18 protein-coding genes are annotated in these 16,470 nt (G+C 72.1%); 17 read left to right on the forward strand and 1 reads right to left on the reverse strand.

The features are described 5' to 3' along the window. Nucleotide 1 precedes the first annotated feature (1 nt). The 17 genes from BLW47_RS12280 (at nucleotide 2) to BLW47_RS12360 (ending at nucleotide 14,803) form a co-directional block, all read left to right on the forward strand. Nucleotides 2–1,309, forward strand: a complete 1,308-nt coding sequence (locus BLW47_RS12280; RefSeq protein WP_139307256.1) for a flagellar hook-length control protein FliK — start codon at nucleotides 2–4, stop codon at nucleotides 1,307–1,309. A gap of 12 nt (nucleotides 1,310–1,321) precedes the next feature. Next, nucleotides 1,322–1,756 carry a flagellar hook capping FlgD N-terminal domain-containing protein gene (locus BLW47_RS12285; protein ID WP_091555617.1) on the forward strand — a complete coding sequence of 145 codons (435 nt, stop codon included), beginning with the start codon at nucleotides 1,322–1,324 and terminating at the stop codon, nucleotides 1,754–1,756. Nucleotides 1,757–1,798: 42 nt separating this feature from the next. Then, on the forward strand, nucleotides 1,799–2,998 hold the full coding sequence (locus BLW47_RS12290; protein WP_091555619.1) for a flagellar hook protein FlgE: 1,200 nt from the start codon (nucleotides 1,799–1,801) through the stop codon (nucleotides 2,996–2,998). Between the two features lie 79 nt (nucleotides 2,999–3,077). Beyond that, nucleotides 3,078–3,422, forward strand: a complete 345-nt coding sequence (locus BLW47_RS12295; protein WP_245736591.1) for a flagellar FlbD family protein — start codon at nucleotides 3,078–3,080, stop codon at nucleotides 3,420–3,422. Continuing rightward, nucleotides 3,422–4,207: a flagellar motor protein gene (locus BLW47_RS12300; RefSeq protein WP_091555623.1), complete on the forward strand. Its 786-nt coding sequence runs from the start codon at nucleotides 3,422–3,424 to the stop codon at nucleotides 4,205–4,207. The genes BLW47_RS12295 and BLW47_RS12300 overlap by 1 nt, the downstream gene beginning before the upstream one ends. A gap of 1 nt (nucleotide 4,208) precedes the next feature. Further along, entirely contained in the window at nucleotides 4,209–5,105 is an 897-nt protein-coding gene (locus BLW47_RS12305; RefSeq protein ID WP_091555625.1) for a flagellar motor protein MotB, read from the forward strand. A gap of 46 nt (nucleotides 5,106–5,151) precedes the next feature. Further along, nucleotides 5,152–5,598 (forward strand): flagellar basal body-associated FliL family protein, encoded by a 447-nt coding sequence (locus BLW47_RS12310; protein WP_091555627.1) that lies wholly within the window; start codon nucleotides 5,152–5,154, stop codon nucleotides 5,596–5,598. Between the two features lie 76 nt (nucleotides 5,599–5,674). Next, on the forward strand, nucleotides 5,675–6,631 hold the full coding sequence (locus tag BLW47_RS12315; RefSeq protein WP_245736592.1) for a flagellar motor switch protein FliM: 957 nt from the start codon (nucleotides 5,675–5,677) through the stop codon (nucleotides 6,629–6,631). Next, the gene (gene fliN, locus BLW47_RS12320; RefSeq protein WP_091555629.1) at nucleotides 6,628–7,395 is read left to right on the forward strand and encodes a flagellar motor switch protein FliN; all 768 of its coding nucleotides are present in this window, start codon (nucleotides 6,628–6,630) and stop codon (nucleotides 7,393–7,395) included. The genes BLW47_RS12315 and fliN overlap by 4 nt, the downstream gene beginning before the upstream one ends. A 9-nt stretch (nucleotides 7,396–7,404) precedes the next feature. Beyond that, entirely contained in the window at nucleotides 7,405–7,815 is a 411-nt protein-coding gene (locus BLW47_RS12325; protein ID WP_091555631.1) for a FliO/MopB family protein, read from the forward strand. Beyond that, complete coding sequence (gene fliP, locus BLW47_RS12330) at nucleotides 7,815–8,711, forward strand: flagellar type III secretion system pore protein FliP (protein WP_091555632.1); 897 nt, start codon at nucleotides 7,815–7,817, stop codon at nucleotides 8,709–8,711. The genes BLW47_RS12325 and fliP overlap by 1 nt, the downstream gene beginning before the upstream one ends. Before the next feature lie 61 nt (nucleotides 8,712–8,772). Next, on the forward strand, nucleotides 8,773–9,048 hold the full coding sequence (fliQ, locus tag BLW47_RS12335) for a flagellar biosynthesis protein FliQ (protein ID WP_091555634.1): 276 nt from the start codon (nucleotides 8,773–8,775) through the stop codon (nucleotides 9,046–9,048). A gap of 3 nt (nucleotides 9,049–9,051) precedes the next feature. Then, nucleotides 9,052–9,816 carry a flagellar biosynthetic protein FliR gene (gene fliR / locus BLW47_RS12340; protein ID WP_091555637.1) on the forward strand — a complete coding sequence of 255 codons (765 nt, stop codon included), beginning with the start codon at nucleotides 9,052–9,054 and terminating at the stop codon, nucleotides 9,814–9,816. Between the two features lie 7 nt (nucleotides 9,817–9,823). Continuing rightward, on the forward strand, nucleotides 9,824–10,915 hold the full coding sequence (locus tag BLW47_RS12345) for an EscU/YscU/HrcU family type III secretion system export apparatus switch protein (RefSeq protein WP_091555638.1): 1,092 nt from the start codon (nucleotides 9,824–9,826) through the stop codon (nucleotides 10,913–10,915). 103 nt (nucleotides 10,916–11,018) lie between these two features. Further along, complete coding sequence (flhA, locus tag BLW47_RS12350; RefSeq protein WP_091555640.1) at nucleotides 11,019–13,058, forward strand: flagellar biosynthesis protein FlhA; 2,040 nt, start codon at nucleotides 11,019–11,021, stop codon at nucleotides 13,056–13,058. After that, on the forward strand, nucleotides 13,048–14,556 hold the full coding sequence (locus BLW47_RS12355; protein ID WP_091555642.1) for a hypothetical protein: 1,509 nt from the start codon (nucleotides 13,048–13,050) through the stop codon (nucleotides 14,554–14,556). The genes flhA and BLW47_RS12355 overlap by 11 nt, the downstream gene beginning before the upstream one ends. Beyond that, complete coding sequence (locus BLW47_RS12360) at nucleotides 14,543–14,803, forward strand: hypothetical protein (RefSeq protein WP_175543596.1); 261 nt, start codon at nucleotides 14,543–14,545, stop codon at nucleotides 14,801–14,803. The genes BLW47_RS12355 and BLW47_RS12360 overlap by 14 nt, the downstream gene beginning before the upstream one ends. A gap of 91 nt (nucleotides 14,804–14,894) precedes the next feature. On the opposite strand, the gene BLW47_RS12365 is transcribed toward BLW47_RS12360, so the two are convergent. Continuing rightward, nucleotides 14,895–16,352 carry a GGDEF domain-containing protein gene (locus BLW47_RS12365; RefSeq protein WP_175543597.1) on the reverse strand — a complete coding sequence of 486 codons (1,458 nt, stop codon included), beginning with the start codon at nucleotides 16,350–16,352 and terminating at the stop codon, nucleotides 14,895–14,897. Between the last annotated feature and the right edge of the window lie 118 nt (nucleotides 16,353–16,470).

Raw genomic sequence — 16,470 nt, forward strand, 5'->3', positions numbered from 1 at the left:
CATGACCATGCCCACGATGCTGCCCCCGGCGATCCGGGCCGGCGCGCCCGAGACCGTCCGCGTCGGCGGCGGTGGCCCCGGCACGGCCGGCGCCGCAGACGGCGTGACCGGGCGCGCGCCCGAGAACGGCGAGCGCGGCGAGGGCGGCGCGGCGGAGGAGTTCACCGCGATCCTCGCGATGCTCGTCAACGGCGGCGCCGTCCCGACGGTCCCGGTCGCGCTCGCCGCGCCCGCGGGCGGCGAGACCCCGCCCGGCGGCGCTCCGGTGGCGGCGCCCGCCGCCGTCACCGCGCCCGGCACGACGGCGGTCGCGTTGCCGGCCGGTCTGCCCATGCCGGCCGCCGTCCCCGCCGACGTTGTGTCCACCGGTGCCGTGTCCACCGTTGTCGTGTCCACCGGTGTCGTGTCCGCCGAAGCCGTGCCCGCCGGCGCCGCGCTGCCGAACGCGTCGCCGTCCGGCACCGTGCCGGCCGATCCGGCGCTGCCCGGCGCTGTCGCGGCGGCGGCGCCCACCGCCGGCGCGCGCGCGACCGCGGGCCCCACGCCCGCCGCGTTCGGCCTGCCGGCCGGGTTCACCCCGGTCCCGACCCCGGCGCAGCCGCCCGTGATGTCGCCGACCACTCCCGCTTCGACCACGGTTCCGGCGACGGCGGGGTCGCAGGAGACCGCACCGGCCACCACCGCGACGACCGGCACGCCGGCGAACGGGGAGCCGGCCGGCGAGGGCATCCCCGCCGCGACGACGTCCCCGACGACCGCGCCGGAGGCGGCGACGCGCCCGGCCGGGCCGGCCGGCGAGCCGACGACGGTGCACGCGGCGCCGGCCGTGGCCGCCCCGGCCGCCGGCGCGCCGACCGCCGCCGCGGCCACGCCACCGGCGGACCCGCCCGCGCCGCCGGCGAGCCAGATCGCGATGCACATCGTGCCGCTGCGCCGGGAGGCGGACGGGGTGCACCGGCTCACCGTCCACCTGCACCCGGCCGACCTCGGTCCGGTGACCGTGCTCGCGGAGATCCGGGACGGCGGCATCCAGCTGCAGCTGGCCGGCGCCACCGAGGCGGGCCGGGAGGCGCTGCGCGGCGCGCTGTCGGACCTGCGCCGGGAACTGCAGCAGGCGGGCTTCGCGAACTGCTCGCTGGACCTGCGGCAGGACACGCCGCACGGCGGTCACGCGTTCCGCCCGCCGACCGCCGCGCCGGCGGAGGCGGAACGGGGCAGCGGGTCCGCAGCCGGCGCCCCGCCGCCGGAGCCCACGCCGCCGCCCGCCACCGGCCGGAACAGCGCCCGCCGACTCGACCTGCACCTGTAACAGGAGACGACGATGACCAGCCCGATTCCGCCGCAGACCTACACACCGGTGACCGGCACGATGCCGACCACCACCGGCGCCACGAAGAGCAGCGGCGGCAACAGCCTCGGCCAGGACGCCTTCCTCAAGCTGCTCGTCGCGCAGCTGCGCTACCAGGACCCGACCAACCCGGCCGACGGCACGGCGTTCCTGGCCCAGACGGCCCAGTTCACGCAGGTCGAGAAGCTGGGTCAGATCGCCGCCGACCAGGAGAACCTGCTGCACGGGCAACTGATGCTCAACGCCAGCAGCCTCATCGGCCGCACCGTCAGCTACCCGGGCCCGGACGGCCAGCCGATCACCGGGGTGGTCACGGCCGCCTCGTTCACCGGCGGCGCACCGACCCTGCGGATCGGGGACACGGATGTCCCGCTCTTCGCCGTCACCGAGATCCGCCGTACGGCGTAACGACGCCCGACCACCGACCCCACAGATCAGAAGGAAGAACGCATGCTCCGCTCCCTCTTCTCCAGCATCAGCGGCCTGCGGGCCCACCAGCAGATGATGGACGTGACCGGCAACAACATCGCCAACGTCAACACCGCCGGCTTCAAGGCCAGCCAGACGACCTTCCAGGACACGCTCAGCCAGCTCGTGCAGGCGGCCGGCGCGCCCGGCGGCGGCAACGGCGGCACCAACCCGGCCCAGGTCGGGCTCGGCGTGCGGCTCGGCGGCATCAACACCAATTTCTCGCAGGGCGGCGTGCAGAGCACCGGCCGCGGCACCGACCTGATGATCCAGGGCGACGGTTTCTTCGTCGTCCGCTCCGGCAACGAGGAGCTCTACACCCGGTCCGGCGCGTTCAACTTCGACACCGACGGCCGGCTGACGGCCAGCGGCGGCCGGGTCGTGCGGGGCTGGATGGCGGTCAACGGTGTGATCAACACCAGCGGTCCGATGGCGGACATCCGGCTGCCGCTCGGCGCCACGGTGCCGGCCACCCCCACGTCGACGGTGACCGTCGGCGGCAACCTGCCGCTGGACGCGACGAGCGCCGGCCCGTACCAGGTTTCGATCGACGGGTACGACGCGCTGGGCAACACGCGCACGTTCACCGCGTCGTTCACGCGGACCGCCACCGCCCCGAACCCGACGTGGGACGTGACGGTGACCGGCGGCGACGCGCCGGTGACCCAGTCCGTCACGTTCGCCGCGAACGGCAGCGCCCCGACGGCCGGCGGCACCGTCCCCATCACCGTCAACGGGCTCGCCGTCGACGTCGAGCTGGCCGGGGTCAGCAGCTACGCCGGCGAGAAGACGCTCACGGTCACCGGCCAGAACGGCTCGCAGGCCGGCACGCTGCAGGCGTACACGATCGCGCCGGACGGCGCCCTGGTCGGTGTCTTCTCCAACGGGCAGAAGCAGCCGCTGGGACAGGTCGCCCTGGCCAACTTCAACAACCCGCCCGGCCTGGAGAAGGTCGGCGACTCGATGTACCGCACCTCGGTGAACTCGGGCGTCGCGCAGGTCGGCGTCGCCGGCACCGGCGGGCGGGGCGCGCTGCAGGGCATGGCGCTGGAGATGTCCAACGTGGACCTTGCGCAGGAGTTCACCAACCTGGTCATCGCGCAGCGCGGCTTCCAGGCCAACTCCCGGGTCATCACGACCTCGGACGAGCTGCTGCAGGACCTGGTCAACCTCAAGCGCTGATCGCGGAACCGGCGGGGGCGGGTGGCTTCGGCCACCCGCCCCCGGGCGTTTTCTCCTCAATTAACCCCACTCCGGGTCGATGGAAAAAGCGACGGGGCCACGGACGGCTCCCGCCGCCGTGACGACCCAAGGACGGATAGTCGTGATACTCGTGACGCGCCTCAACGGTGCCGCGTTCGCTCTGAACCCGGACCTGGTCGAGCGTGCCGACTGCACGCCCGACACGGTCATCACCCTCGTCGACGGCACCAAGTACGTGATCTCGGAATCGGTGCCGACCTTCATCGAACTCGTGCGCGAGTACCGGGCGTCCGTGATCGCACAGGCGCACCGCATGGAAACCGAGCCCCCCACGATGCGGGAGCACCCCGCCGCGCAGGACATGGACGCGACCGTTCTGCGGCTGCACCGGAAGGAACGCTGATGGATCTCGCCGCGATCATCGGCCTTGTGGTCGCCTTCGGCGCGATCTTCACCGCACAGCTCCTCGAGGGCGGCAACCCCGCCTCGCTCTTCCTGCTGCCGCCGCTGGTCCTGGTCTTCCTGGGCAGCTTCGGCGCCGCCATGCTCGGCGGCGTCATGAAGGACAGCCTCGGCGTGTTCGGCCAGATCAAGCGGGCCTTCACCGCCAAGGTGACGCCGCCGAACGAGCTCGTGGACGGCGTGGTGAAGCTCGCCGAGCGGGCACGGCGGGAAGGGCTGCTGGCGCTGGAGGACACGGTCAAGGAGGTCAACGACCCGTTCCTCAAGCGCGGCCTGCAGCTCGCCATCGACGGCACCGACCCGGAGGAGCTCAGCGAGATCCTCTACGCGGAGGTGAGCGCGAAGCGCAAGGCCGACAAGACGAGCGCCAAGATCTTCGAAGCCATGGGCGGCTACGCGCCGACCATCGGCATCGTCGGCACGGTGATGGGCCTCGTGAACGTGCTGGAGAACCTCGACAAGCCGGAGACGCTCGGGCACTCGATCGCCGTCGCCTTCCTCGCGACGCTCTGGGGCATCATGAGCGCGAACGTCATCTGGCTGCCGATCGCGGCCCGCCTGAAGCGGATCAGCGAGCTGGAGTGCGATCAGATGGAGCTCGCCATCGAGGGCGTGCTGGCGATCCAGGCGGGTTCCAACCCGCGCCTGGTCGCGCAGAAACTGCGCAGCCTGCTGCCGCCGGACGCCGCCAAGGCCGACGGCGACAAGGCCAAGAAGGCGGCCTGACATGTCGCACAAGAAGCGCGGCGGGCACCACGAGGAAGAGGAACACGTCAACCACGAGCGGTGGCTCGTGTCGTACGCGGACATGCTGACGCTGCTCTTCGTGCTCTTCGTGGTGCTGTTCTCGATGAGCAACGTCGACAAGGCGAAGTTCGAGAAGCTCGCCAGCAGCCTCGCCGACGGCTTCGGCTCCCGCAGCGCCGCCTTCTCCGGCCAGAGCGCGCCGCTGGAGGGCTCCGGCAACGACTCCAACGTCTTCCCGATCGACCCGGGCGCCAATCCCGGCCTGGAGCAGGCGGTCAGCCGGGGGGTGCCGCCCACCGCGGAGCAGCGCGCCCGGGAGGCCGGGGCGGCCGCCGCGGAACGCGCGCGGGCCTCGGCGAACGCGCGGGCCGCCGCCCGGGAGGCGAAAAACCTCAAGGAGATCGAAAAGGAGATCAGGAACGCTCTCGTGCGCGCCGGGCTGCAGGAGAGCGTGCAGTTCACGATCGACGAGCGGGGCCTGCACGTCACGGTCGTGACCAGCGAGGTGGTCTTCGCGGGCGACCGGGCCGACCTGTTGACGGCCGGCCGGAAGATCATGGACGCCGTCGCGCCGCCGCTGCTGCCGCTCTCCAACACCATCCAGGTCGACGGGCACACCAACCAGCTTCCGGCGCCAACCATCAACTACCCGAGCGCGTGGGAGCTCTCCACCGCCCGCGCCTCCACGGTCGTCCGCTACCTGAACGCGAAGGGCGTGCCGCAGAAGCGGCTGGCGGCCGCCGGCTACGCGGGCACCCGCCCGCTCATCCCGCCGGACGACCCACGCTCGGTGACCATGAACCGCCGGGTCGACATCGTGATCATGTCGTCCCTCCCCCCTGAGCAGAGCGCGTTGCTGCCGTCGGCAGCCAACTGACCCGGCGCGCCCCGTCCGTTCCACACGATCAGCAGTCGAGGTTCCGATGAGCAAGAACGACAAGTCCGACGCCGACGAGGCGACGCCGAAGAAGTCCAAGAAGTTGCTGATGCTGCTGCTGGCAGTGGTGCTGCTGCTCGCCGGCGCTGCCGGCGGCTACTTCATGCTGGCCGGCCCGGCCTCCGGGTCGGACACACCGCCGCCGCCGGAGCCGGGCGCGGTGGTCGCGATGGACGCGGTGACGGTGAACCTGGCCGACGGGCACTACCTCAAGATGAGGATCGCGCTGCAGGCCACCGCGGACGCGCACGCCGAGCCCGACGGGAGCAAGGCGCTGGACCTGGCGATCACGAAGTACACCGACATGCAGATCGGCGAGCTCTCCTCGGCGGCGGGCCGGGCGAAGGCGAAGGCCGAGCTGCTGGCGAAGATCAAAGAGGCGTACGACGGCGAGATCATGGACGTCTACTTCACGGAGTTCGTGATGCAGTGACCGCGTCAGCATGAACTATGGCGGTTTACCCGCCTGGTTTCCTCACACCGCCATCGGCCACGCCGATGGATACGCCGTGACCAAGTCCCCGTCCGCGGTCTCGACCACCCGTACCCGTGGCGCCATGACGCGCCGCGCCGGGGCCGGCGGCCCGCAGCCCTACGACTTCCGCCGGCCCATCAAGCTCTCCCGTGAACACGTCCGGACGCTGCAGATCGCGTTCGAGACGTACGCCCGGAGCGGCAGCACGCTGCTGACCACCCGGCTGCGGACCGTCTCGAACATGAACCTGCTCGCGATCGAGCAGCTGACGTACGAGGAGTACGTCGCGTCCCTGAACAACCCGACGGTGATCGCCGCCGTCACCCTGGAGCCGCTGCCCGGCTCCATCCTGTTCGAGCTCTCGCTCTCCACGGCGATGGCCGCGATCGACCACATGCTCGGCGGTCCGGGCGGCCCCCAGCCGGAGCGGCCGCTGACCGACATCGAGCTGCCGCTGCTGCGTGGCCTGATGGACCGCCTGCTGGACGAGCTCCAGTACGCCTTCGAGCAGCTCGTCGAGATTCAGCCGAAGATCGGCGCGATCGAGTACAACCCCCAGTTCGTCCGCAGCCACTCCCCCGGCGACGCCGTCGTGGTCGCCTCTTTCGAGCTGAAGGTGGGCCAGGAGGAGTGCGTGGCGAGCATCTGCCTGCCGTTCGCCTCGATCCTGCCCGTGCTGGAGGCCGAGGGCGGCGAGGCCGTGCTCTCCGAGAAGGAGCAGACCGCCCGCCGCTCCGCCCGGCGCAACCTCACCGAGGGACTCTCGGCGGCGCCGCTCGACGTGGCGGTGCGCTTCCAGCCCGTGCGGATGCGGACCGACGACATCGTCCGGCTCCGCCCCGGCGACGTCGTGCCGCTCGGTCACGCGGTCAGTCGCCCGCTGGCCGTCACCGTCAACGACACCGTCTTCGCCCACGCCGTACCCGGCAACCAGGGCTCCCGCCTGGCCTGCCTGATCGTGCCTTCGTCCACCGAGGAGAACCACGCATGACGTCCCCTACCCTCGCCGACGCCCAGCTCGACCTCGTCCGGGCCGCCGCCCGCGCGGCGCTGGCCGTGCTGCCGACGAGCGAAGCCCTGCAGGCCGACGAGCCGCGCGGCGACACCCCGCAGCCGCTGCCGCGCGGACAGGCCGTGACCGCCCGGTTCACCGGCTCCGCCACGGGTGAGGTCGTGGTCGTGGTCGGCCAGGATCTCGCCGACGCCCTGCGGGAGAGCCCGCTCGGCGAGCTGGACCTGACCACCGCGGTCCGTCCGGCGCTGGAGGCCGCCGCCGGCACGTTCGGCCCGGTCGTGCTCGACCCCGGCCTGGCGATGGAGCCGTCGGTGGCGCTGAGCGCGCTGACCGCCAAGGGCAACGCCGTCCTCGTGCCGCTCACCGACGGTGCCGAGATCCGCGCGCTGGTCGCGCTCCGCCTGGAGCCGTGGCCCGGCGAGCCGTCGGCCCCGGCGCCGGCCGGCTGGAGCCCCGCGCCGACCCCGCCGAAGGCGGCGAGCGCACCGCGCGGCGGACTCGAGCTGCTGCACGACGTGGAGATGGAGGTCTCGGCCGAACTCGGCCGGACCCGGATGAGCGTCCGGGAGCTGCTCTCCCTCACCCCCGGCGCGATCATCGAGCTGGACCGGGGCGCCGGGACCCCGGCGGACCTGCTGGTCAACGGGCGGCTCATCGCCCGCGGCGAGGTCGTCGTCATCGACGAGAACTTCGGGCTGCGGATCACCGAGCTCGTGGCGCCGGGCAACGAACACGCCTAGGGGATCGGTGTGATCGAACTAGTCCTCCGGATCACGCTCTCCCTCCTGATCGTCCTCGGCCTGATGTGGGGGCTGGCACGGCTCGCCCGTCGCCCGCTCTCCGGCCGGGGCGGGGCGGCGCTCGCCGTCATCTCCCGCCAGCAGCTCACCCGCGGCTCCTCGGTGGCGCTGCTGCGCGTGGTCGACCGGGCGCTGGTCGTCGGCATCACCGACAACCAGGTGACCCTGCTCGCCGAGACCGACCTGGCCTCCGTGGAGCGGCACCTCCAGGAGCCGGCGGAGCAGCGCTCCGCGGTCGAGGTCGCGCCGGGCGACCCGGTCGCCCCGGTCACCCCCGGCCGCCTGGACGGGTCGATCCTCTCCCCCGCCACCTGGTCACGGACCGTGAACTTCCTGCGCGAGCGGACGGTGCGCCGCTGATGCGCCGGATTCTCACGACGCTCCTGCTCGGAGCGGGGCTGATGCTGGCCGTGCTCCTCGGCGGCCTCGCGACCGCGGCGCCGGCGCTCGCCGGCCCCGCGACCGTGACGACCACGACCGTCGGACCCTCGACGGTGACCGCCGCAGTCCCGGGCCCGGCCCCCGTCACGGCGTTGCCCGCCCGCCCGGTCTCCTTCCTGGCGCTGCCGGCCGCGCCGGTGCCGCCGGCCGACCCGGACGACATCTCGATCAACGTCGGCGGCGGCAACGGCAAGCCCAGCAGCTCGATCGTGATCCTGCTCGGGATGACCGTGCTCTCGGTCGCCCCGGCGCTGCTGCTGCTCTGCACGAGCTTCACCAAGATCTTCGTGGTGCTGGGCATCACCCGGAACGCCCTGGGCCTCGCCACCACGCCGCCGAACCAGGTCCTCGCCGGGCTCGCGCTCTTCCTGAGCCTGTTCATCATGGGCCCGGTGCTGTCCGACATGAACAGCCAGGGCGTGCAGCCCTATCTCAAGGGTGAGAAGACCCAGTCGCAGGCCTTCAACGACGGGGTCGAGCCGCTGCGCGAGTTCATGTTGCAGCACACCCGCAAGGACGAGATCGCGCTGCTGACGAAGGCGGCGAACGACCCGCAGCCGGCCACGCCGGACGATGTGCCGCTCACCACGCTCGTGCCGGCGTTCGTCCTCTCCGAGCTGCGCGCGGCGTTCATCATCGGCTTCGTGATCTTCGTGCCGTTCCTGGTGATCGACATGGTCGTCGCCGCCTCGCTGATGTCGCTGGGCATGATGATGCTGCCGCCGGTCACCGTTTCGCTCCCGTTCAAGCTGCTGCTCTTCGTGCTGGTCAACGGCTGGGGACTGATCATCACCGCCCTCGTCGCCAGCTATTGACCACGAATATCCAAGCCATTAACCACGAACCTCCGGCAATTAACCACGAAAAGGTTCCCCGATGACCGACACCCAGGTCCTCCACATCGGCCTGCAGGCGATGACCATGACAGCCAAGCTCGGCGCGCCGGTCCTGCTGACCGCGCTGCTCGTGGGTTTCGCGATCTCGCTGTTCCAGTCCGTGACGCAGATCCAGGAGGCCACGCTCTCCTTCGTGCCGAAGGCGGTCGGGATCGCGATCGCCCTGCTGGTCAGCGGCAACTGGATGCTGCACGAGCTGGTCTCGTTCACCACCGGCCTGTTCGACCAGATTCCCCGCCTGCTGGGCACCGCGTAAGCCATGACCTGGCAGGTCCCGACCGCCAGCCTGCTGGCCCTGCTGCTCGCCACCGTACGCGCCTCGGCCTGGCTGGTCGTCTGCCCGCCGTTCCAGGGGCGGGTGATCCCGGCGCAGGTCAAGCCGCTGCTCGCGCTGGCGCTGGCGCTGCCGGTCACCCCCGACCTGGTCGACCAGGCGCCCGCCGCGACGGCGCCGGCGCTGCTGGTCAGCACGGCCGAACAGGTCGTGGTCGGCGTGGCGCTGGGCTTTCTCACCGCCCTCTTCTTCGCCGCGATCCAGCTCGCCGGCGACCTGATCGACCTGTTCGGCGGCTTCTCGGTGGCGTTCGCGTTCGACCCGATGTCCAACGCGAGCAGCTCCGTCTTCGGGCGCTTCTACAACCTGGTCGCGGTCACCCTGCTCTTCGCCAGCGACGGACACCAGATGGTGCTCCGCGGATTCCTGCAGTCCTACCGGACGCTGCCGCTGGACGGAACGCTGTCACTGGCCAACCTGAGCCGGCTGCTGACCGAGGGCATGGGCGACATGTTCATGGCGGGCCTGCAGATCGCCGGCCCGCTGATCGCCGTACTCTTCATCACCGACATCGCGTTGGGCCTGCTCAACCGGGTGGCGCCCGCGCTGAACGCGTTCGCGCTCGGCTTCCCCTTGAAGATCTTCCTGACCGTGGCGCTGGCCGGCACGGCGATCGCCGTGCTGCCGAACGCGCTGGACAACCTGATCCGCAAGGCCGTCCAGGCCGTCGTCGGGCTGTCGGGCGGATGAGCAGCGCATGAGCGGGGAGAAGACCGAGAAGCCCACCCCGCAGAAGCGGAAGCAGGCCCGGAAGGAAGGGCAGGTCGCCCGTTCCGCCGACGTGGGGGCGTGGGCCGGGATGCTGGCAGCGACCGTCCTGCTGCCGATCACGCTGCGGATGGCGACCGGCACGATGCGGACGCTGATGGAACGCGTCCCCTCGGTGATCGAGAACCCGGACCCGGCCGCCGCGATGGCCGTGCTCCGGACCGGCCTGATCGGCGCCGCGCTCGCGGTCGCCCCGCTCGCCGGGGCGATGCTGGTCATCGGCATCGCCGCGGCGGGCGTCCAGGGCGGCATCCACGTCGCCACCAAACTGTTCATCCCGAAGTTCTCCCGGCTCAACCCGCTGCAGGGGTTCAAGCGGACCCTCGGCCCGCAGGCCTGGTGGGAGGCGACGAAGGCGACGATCAAGACCGGCGTCCTGGCCGGCGTTCTCTACTGGACCATCAAGGACCTGCTCCCGCTGCTCATGACCGCCGGCCAGCTGCCGCTCAGCACGCTGATGGGGATCGTCGGTGGCACCGTGCTCACGCTGATCCGCACCGCCGCGGTCGCCGGCCTGGTCATGGCGGCCGTCGACTACATCGTGGTCCGGCGCCGGACCGACAAGCAGATCAAGATGTCGAAACAGGAGGTCAAGGACGAGCACAAGCGGTCCGAGGGCGACCCGTTCATCAAGGGGCAGATCCGGGCGCGGCAGTTGGCGATGGGCCGCAACCGGATGATGGCGGAGCTACCCAAGGCCGACGTCGTGGTGGTCAACCCCACCCACGTCGCCGTGGCGCTGCGCTACGACCCGGCCAAGGGCGCGCCGCGGGTGATCGCGAAGGGCGCCGGCGCCGTCGCGGCGAAGATCCGCGAGGTCGCGGCCGGCCAGCGGATCCCGCTCGTGCAGGACGTGCCGCTGGCCCGGGCGCTGCACGCGAGCTGCGAGCTGGGCGACGAGGTCCCGCCGGAGCTGTACGGCGCGGTCGCGAAGGTGCTGGCGTTCGTGATGGGGCTCAAGGCGCGGGGTTCCGCGGCCGGCCTGCACCGGCCATTCGCCGAGTCCCCCGCCGTGTCGTAAAAGTTCTCACCTCGCCGTCGCGCCGTCCGATAGGTGGGGCGCCAGGACGGCAGCGCAGAGGGCATGGACAGGCCCGGCATAACTCCCACCTGTGGAAGGTGCCGTGAACCCGAGGCGACTGAGCCAGCTCGTGGTGCCGGTCGGCGTAATCATGATCATCGTAATGATGGTCGTGCCGTTGCCGACCCTGCTGCTCGACCTTCTGATCGCGTTGAACATCACCGGCGCGCTGCTGATCCTGCTCGTGAGCATGTTCGTGCAGCGCCCACTCGACTTCTCGATTCTCCCGGCGCTGCTGCTGGTCGCCACCCTCTTCCGGCTGGCCCTCAACATCAGCGCCACCCGGCTCGTCCTGCTGGACGGCTTCGCCGGCAACGTCATCGAGGCGTTCGGGCACTTCGTCGTCGGCGGCTCGCTCGTCGTCGGCATGGTGATCTTCCTGATCCTGATCATCGTGCAGATCGTCGTGGTCACCAAGGGCTCCGAGCGGGTCGCCGAGGTGGGCGCGCGGTTCACCCTCGACGCCATGCCCGGCAAGCAGATGGCGATCGACGCGGACCTCAACGCGGGCCTGATCGACGAGGCGGAGGCGCGCCGCCGGCGCGCCGAGGTCGCGGCCGAGGCCGACTTCTACGGCGCGATGGACGGCGCCTCGAAGTTCGTCAAGGGCGACGCGATCGCCGCCATCATCATCACGCTGGTCAACCTGATCGGCGGCTTCATCATCGGCATGATGCAGCGCGGCATGTCGGCCGGCGAGGCCATCCAGACGTACAGCCTGCTCAGCGTCGGTGACGGCCTCGTCTCGCAGATCCCCGCGCTGCTGCTGTCGGTCGCGACCGGTCTGATCGTCACCCGGTCCGCCACCGACGGCGACATGGGCAGCAACGTCAGCCAGCAGCTCGGCCAGCACAAGCGCGCGCTGCAGATCGGCGGCGGCGCGGCCGTGGCGCTCTGCGTCATCCCCGGCCTGCCCAAGCTGCCGTTCCTGCTGGTGGGCGGCGCCGTGCTGCTGATCGCCCAGCGGCTGCCGAACCGCGAGGCCACCGCCGACGAGCCGACCGAGACCGTGGCCGGGCCCGCCCCGGACTCGACCGAGTCGCTGATCGGCGAGATGCGCGTCGACCCGCTCGAGTTGGCGCTCTCCCCCGACCTGGTCGACCTGGTCGACCCCACGACCGGGGACCTGCTCGACCGGGTACGGGCGCTGCGCCGCAAGATGGCGCTCGAACTGGGCATGGTGATGCCCCCGGTGCGCACCCACGACGATCTCGACCTGCCGCTGTCCACGTACGTCATCCGAATCAGCGGGGTCGAGGTCGGACGGGGTCAGGCACCGCCGGGCACGGTGCTCGCGATCGGCGAAGGGCTGCAGGCGCTGCCCGGCCGGGCCGGCACCGAGCCGGTCTTCGGACTCACCGGCAAATGGGTTCCCACCGAGCTGCAGTACCAGGCCGAGTTGACCGGCGCGACGGTCGTGGACCGCGCCTCCGTGATCATCACGCACCTGGCCGAGGTGGTCCGGAGCAACGCGAGCCGGCTGCTGGGCCGCGAGGACGTACGGGCGCTGACGGAGATGACCAAGCGGACCCACCCGGTCGTCGTCGAGGAGCTCACGCCGGCGCTGCTGAGCCTCGGTCAGATCCAGAAGGTGCTGCAGTCCCTGCTCGACGAGGGCGTGCCGATCCGCGACCTGGTCCGCATCTTCGAGGCGCTCTCGCTGCGCGCCAAGGTGTCGACGGACGCCGACGGCCTCGTCGAGGCCGCCCGGACCGCCCTCGGCCCGGCGATCGCGGCGCAGCGCGCCATCGGCGGCGCGCTCCCCGTGATCACGCTCGATCCCCAGCTCGAACAGTCGCTGTTGGAGGCGCTGCGCCCGGCGGAAACCGGGGCGTTCCTCGCGATCGACGGCGCCCGCGCCGAGACGATCGTCAGCCAGATCGGCCGCCTCGCCGAGGCGGCCGAACAGGCCGGCACCACCCCGGTGGTGGCCTGCTCACCGCAGCTACGCGCGCCGCTGAGCCGTCTGCTGCACGCCGGGGCCCGGCGGGTGCCGGTCCTGTCCTACTCGGAGATCTCCGGTTCTGTGTCGCACATCGAGACGATGGGAGTGGTGAACGGTGCCTACGCGGGTGCTGCTTGAGGGTCCGGAGATCGAGCCGCTGCTGGCACAGGTCCGCGAGGAGTACGGCGCCGGGGCACGGATCGTCAACGCCGAGAAGGTCCGGGTCGGTGGCGTCGGGGGCTTCTTCGCCCGGGAGCACTTCGAGCTGTCGGTCGAGGTGCCGGACGGGGTGGCCACCCCCGCCCCGGCGACGCCGGCCGACGCCGCCGGCGCGGGGCCGATCGCTCCGCGGTCGCTCGATGACCTGCTCAACCTGGCCGAGGCGAAGGAGGAACAGCAGCCGGCCGTGACGCCGTCCACGATCACGCCCAGCCAGTCCACGCCCGTTCCCGGCCTCGCCACGTCGCCCGCCGGAACGTCGGGGCCGGCGAAGGCACCCGTCCGCACGCCGGGCGCTCCGTCGAGCGCCGGCGCGAGCGGGTTCACCCCGTTCGTCCCGCCCACGGTCACCGCCACCCGAACCGCGGCGGTCAGGCCGGCGGCCGACACGCCGGCCCCGCCGGCGGCGACCCCGGCGACGGCGGGCATCCCGCTGACGCGGCCGGTCCCGTCCACCCCGCCCGTGCCGCGCGCCTCGCTGGTCTCCACGGCCGGTCCGGCGTTCGCCGACGTGATGGCCGACCTGAACTCCGCCAACCTCACCACGGCCGCTTCCCTGGCACTGCGGCCGCAGGCCGCGCCGGCCGTAGCGACGCCCCCGGTGGCCGCGCCCGCCCCGGCGACGCCCGCCGTGGTCACCTCGTCCGCCGTGACCACGCCCGCCGTGGTCACCTCATCCGCCGTGACCACGCCCGCCGTGGTCGCCTCGTCCGCGGTGGCCACGCGCCCTCCGGCCGTCGCCCGGCTGGTGGACCTCGGGGTGCCCGAGCCGCTCGCCGCACGCGTGACCGGCGGCGATCCGTACCAGGAGATCCTCGACGCGCTCGCCGCGCTGCCGGCGCCGCCGCGCGCCCCGAAGCGCGCCGGGGACGTGCTGGTGATCGCCGGCGAGCTCGCGCACGCCTTGCCGATCGCCCGCGAGGTCGCCCAGGGGCTGCATCTCGACCCCGCGAAGCTCCTGCTCGTCGCCCCCACCACCGGCGGAACCGGTCTGCACGCATCGCGCCGGATCTCCGGGCCGGCGGAGGCGCACCGACGTGCCCGGACCATGCACCGCGCCGAGGTGCCGCACGTCGTCGTCGTCGACGCCCCGATCACCAGCTCGGACGACGGCTGGGTGCGCTCGATCTCCGACGCGCTCGGCGCGACCGCGGTCTGGGCGGCCGTCGACGCCACCCGCAAACTCGCGGATACGGCGCGGCACCTGCAGCTCATGGGCCGGGTGGACGCCACCGCGGTCTACGCCACGGCCGCCTGCTCGGACCCGGCCGCGGTGCTCGGGCTGAACGTGCCGGTGGCGCTGCTGGAGCGCCGCCCTGCCACGGCTATGGCGTGGGCGACGCTGCTGTGCGAACGCCTGCGCGCCGCCGCGGGACAGCTCACGAACCGGTTGGAGGTTAGCTATGTCACTCATTAGGCCCGCCGCGCTCGGACTGGCCACGCTGATGGCCGGTCCGGCCCTGTGGCGCGCGTTCGTCACCCAGACCCTGGACGTGCAGAGCGCGCTGACGCGCTTTCTGATCGCCGTGCCGATCGCGGCCATCATGCTCGCCGCGCTGCGCATCATCACCGAGAGCTACCGTCGACGCCCGCGCCTCTTCGCCGAACTACAAGCCCAAACCCAGCCCACCCCCACCCCCACCGACCCCACACCCACCCCCTGATCCTCGCGATCTTGCAGTTGTGGCCCCGCTTATGCCCCTTTTTAAGGGCATATGACGGGGCCACAACTACAAGATCGGCGGGTAAAGAGGGTCAGGCGGCGAAGGAGACGCCGGAGCGGCCGCGCTTGGCGGTGTACATGGCGGCGTCGGCGGACCGGATCACCTCGTCCGGGCCGCGCAGCGGGGCCGACGCCGCGTCGACCAGCGTGACGCCGATGCTCGGGGTGACCCGCACGGTGCGACCGGCGACCACGACGGGTTCGCCGATCGCGGCGATCAATCGCCGACCCAGCTCCTCGGCGTTCCAGCGATCCCGCACCTGCTCGGCGACCACCACGAACTCGTCGCCACCGAGCCGGGCGGCGACGTCGTGCCGGCGCACCGACGACCAGAGCCGCTCGGCGGTCACCCGCAGCACCTCGTCGCCGGCCTCGTGCCCGAGATCGTCGTTGATCCGCTTGAAGCCGTCGAGATCGAGGAAGAGGACCGCGACCAGCCCGGCCCCCGCCGCGCAGCGGTTGAGCACCTGGGCCAGGTGATCCAGGAGGAAGCGCCGGTTGGGCAGGCCGGTGAGCGCATCGTGCAACGCCAGCTTCTCCTCGCGCCGATGCTCCGTGACGTCCCGGTTGATCGCGATCGCGCCCGAGACGTGACCGAACTGGTCGGTCATCGCGGTCATCGAGCAGAGCAGCTGGACCTCGTCGCCGTCCGCGCGCCGCTGCCGCAGCTCGCCGTTCCACACCCCGGTCCGGCCGAGCTCCGCGAGCAGGTCGGCGCGGCTGACCGCCTCCCCCGTCGCCGTTGAGATGAACTGGGTGGCGAGCAGCGCCTGCGCGTCGCAGCCGAGCGCCTCGGCCGCCGAGTAGAGGTAGACGCGTTCCGCGGCGCTGTTCCAGTTGACCACCCGGTCCTCGGCGTCCCACGCGATGATCACGTCCGAAACCTGGTCCACCAGCTCCGCCTGCCGGCGCATGTCGTCGACCGCGGCGGTGGAGAATGCCAGCCGATCGATCGCCACCAGCGTGGCGGCGGCGGTGTCGGCGACCGCGTGCAGGAACGCCACGTCGCCGTCGGCGTACGTCGGTTTCCCCGCCTCGCGCGTCGCGACCAGCACCCCGCGTACCGAGCCGTCACCGCCGAGCGGGACGACCGCCACGGCGCCGAGGCCGTCGACCGCGTTCCACGGCGCGGCCCCGAGTTCCGGACCGTCGAGGTGCGCGGCCACCTCCGCCGGCCCCAGGATCGCGTCGATTCCCGCCTCCAGCACCGCGTAGAGCAGGTCGGCGCCCCAGGAGTCCTCGATCAGGTCGCCGCCGTGCCGCAGCAGCCGCTCGGCCCGCGGGTCGCGGTGCGCCGCGCCGGCCCGGGCAAGCCCGGTCCGCTCCCCCGGCACCGTCAGCCAGACGCTGCAGCCGTCACCGAGGAGCTCGGTCACCGCGCGGGCCGCGGCCTCCGACACCTGCCGCTGGTCCGGCGCCACACCCGTCATGGTGCGGGCGATGTCCACGACGGCCTGCAGCCGCCGCGCCTCCACCGACCTCGCCGTCATCCCGTCCTCCATCAGCGGCGACCCGGCACCGGACCGGCCGCTGCCGGACAGCCGTGAACACGCCGTCACCCATAGGTTCGCAACGTCATGATCGGTCGGTGGGGGTTGGACATGAGGT

Source organism: Micromonospora pattaloongensis, assembly GCF_900107255.1.
Lineage (GTDB): Bacteria > Actinomycetota > Actinomycetes > Mycobacteriales > Micromonosporaceae > Micromonospora_I > Micromonospora_I pattaloongensis.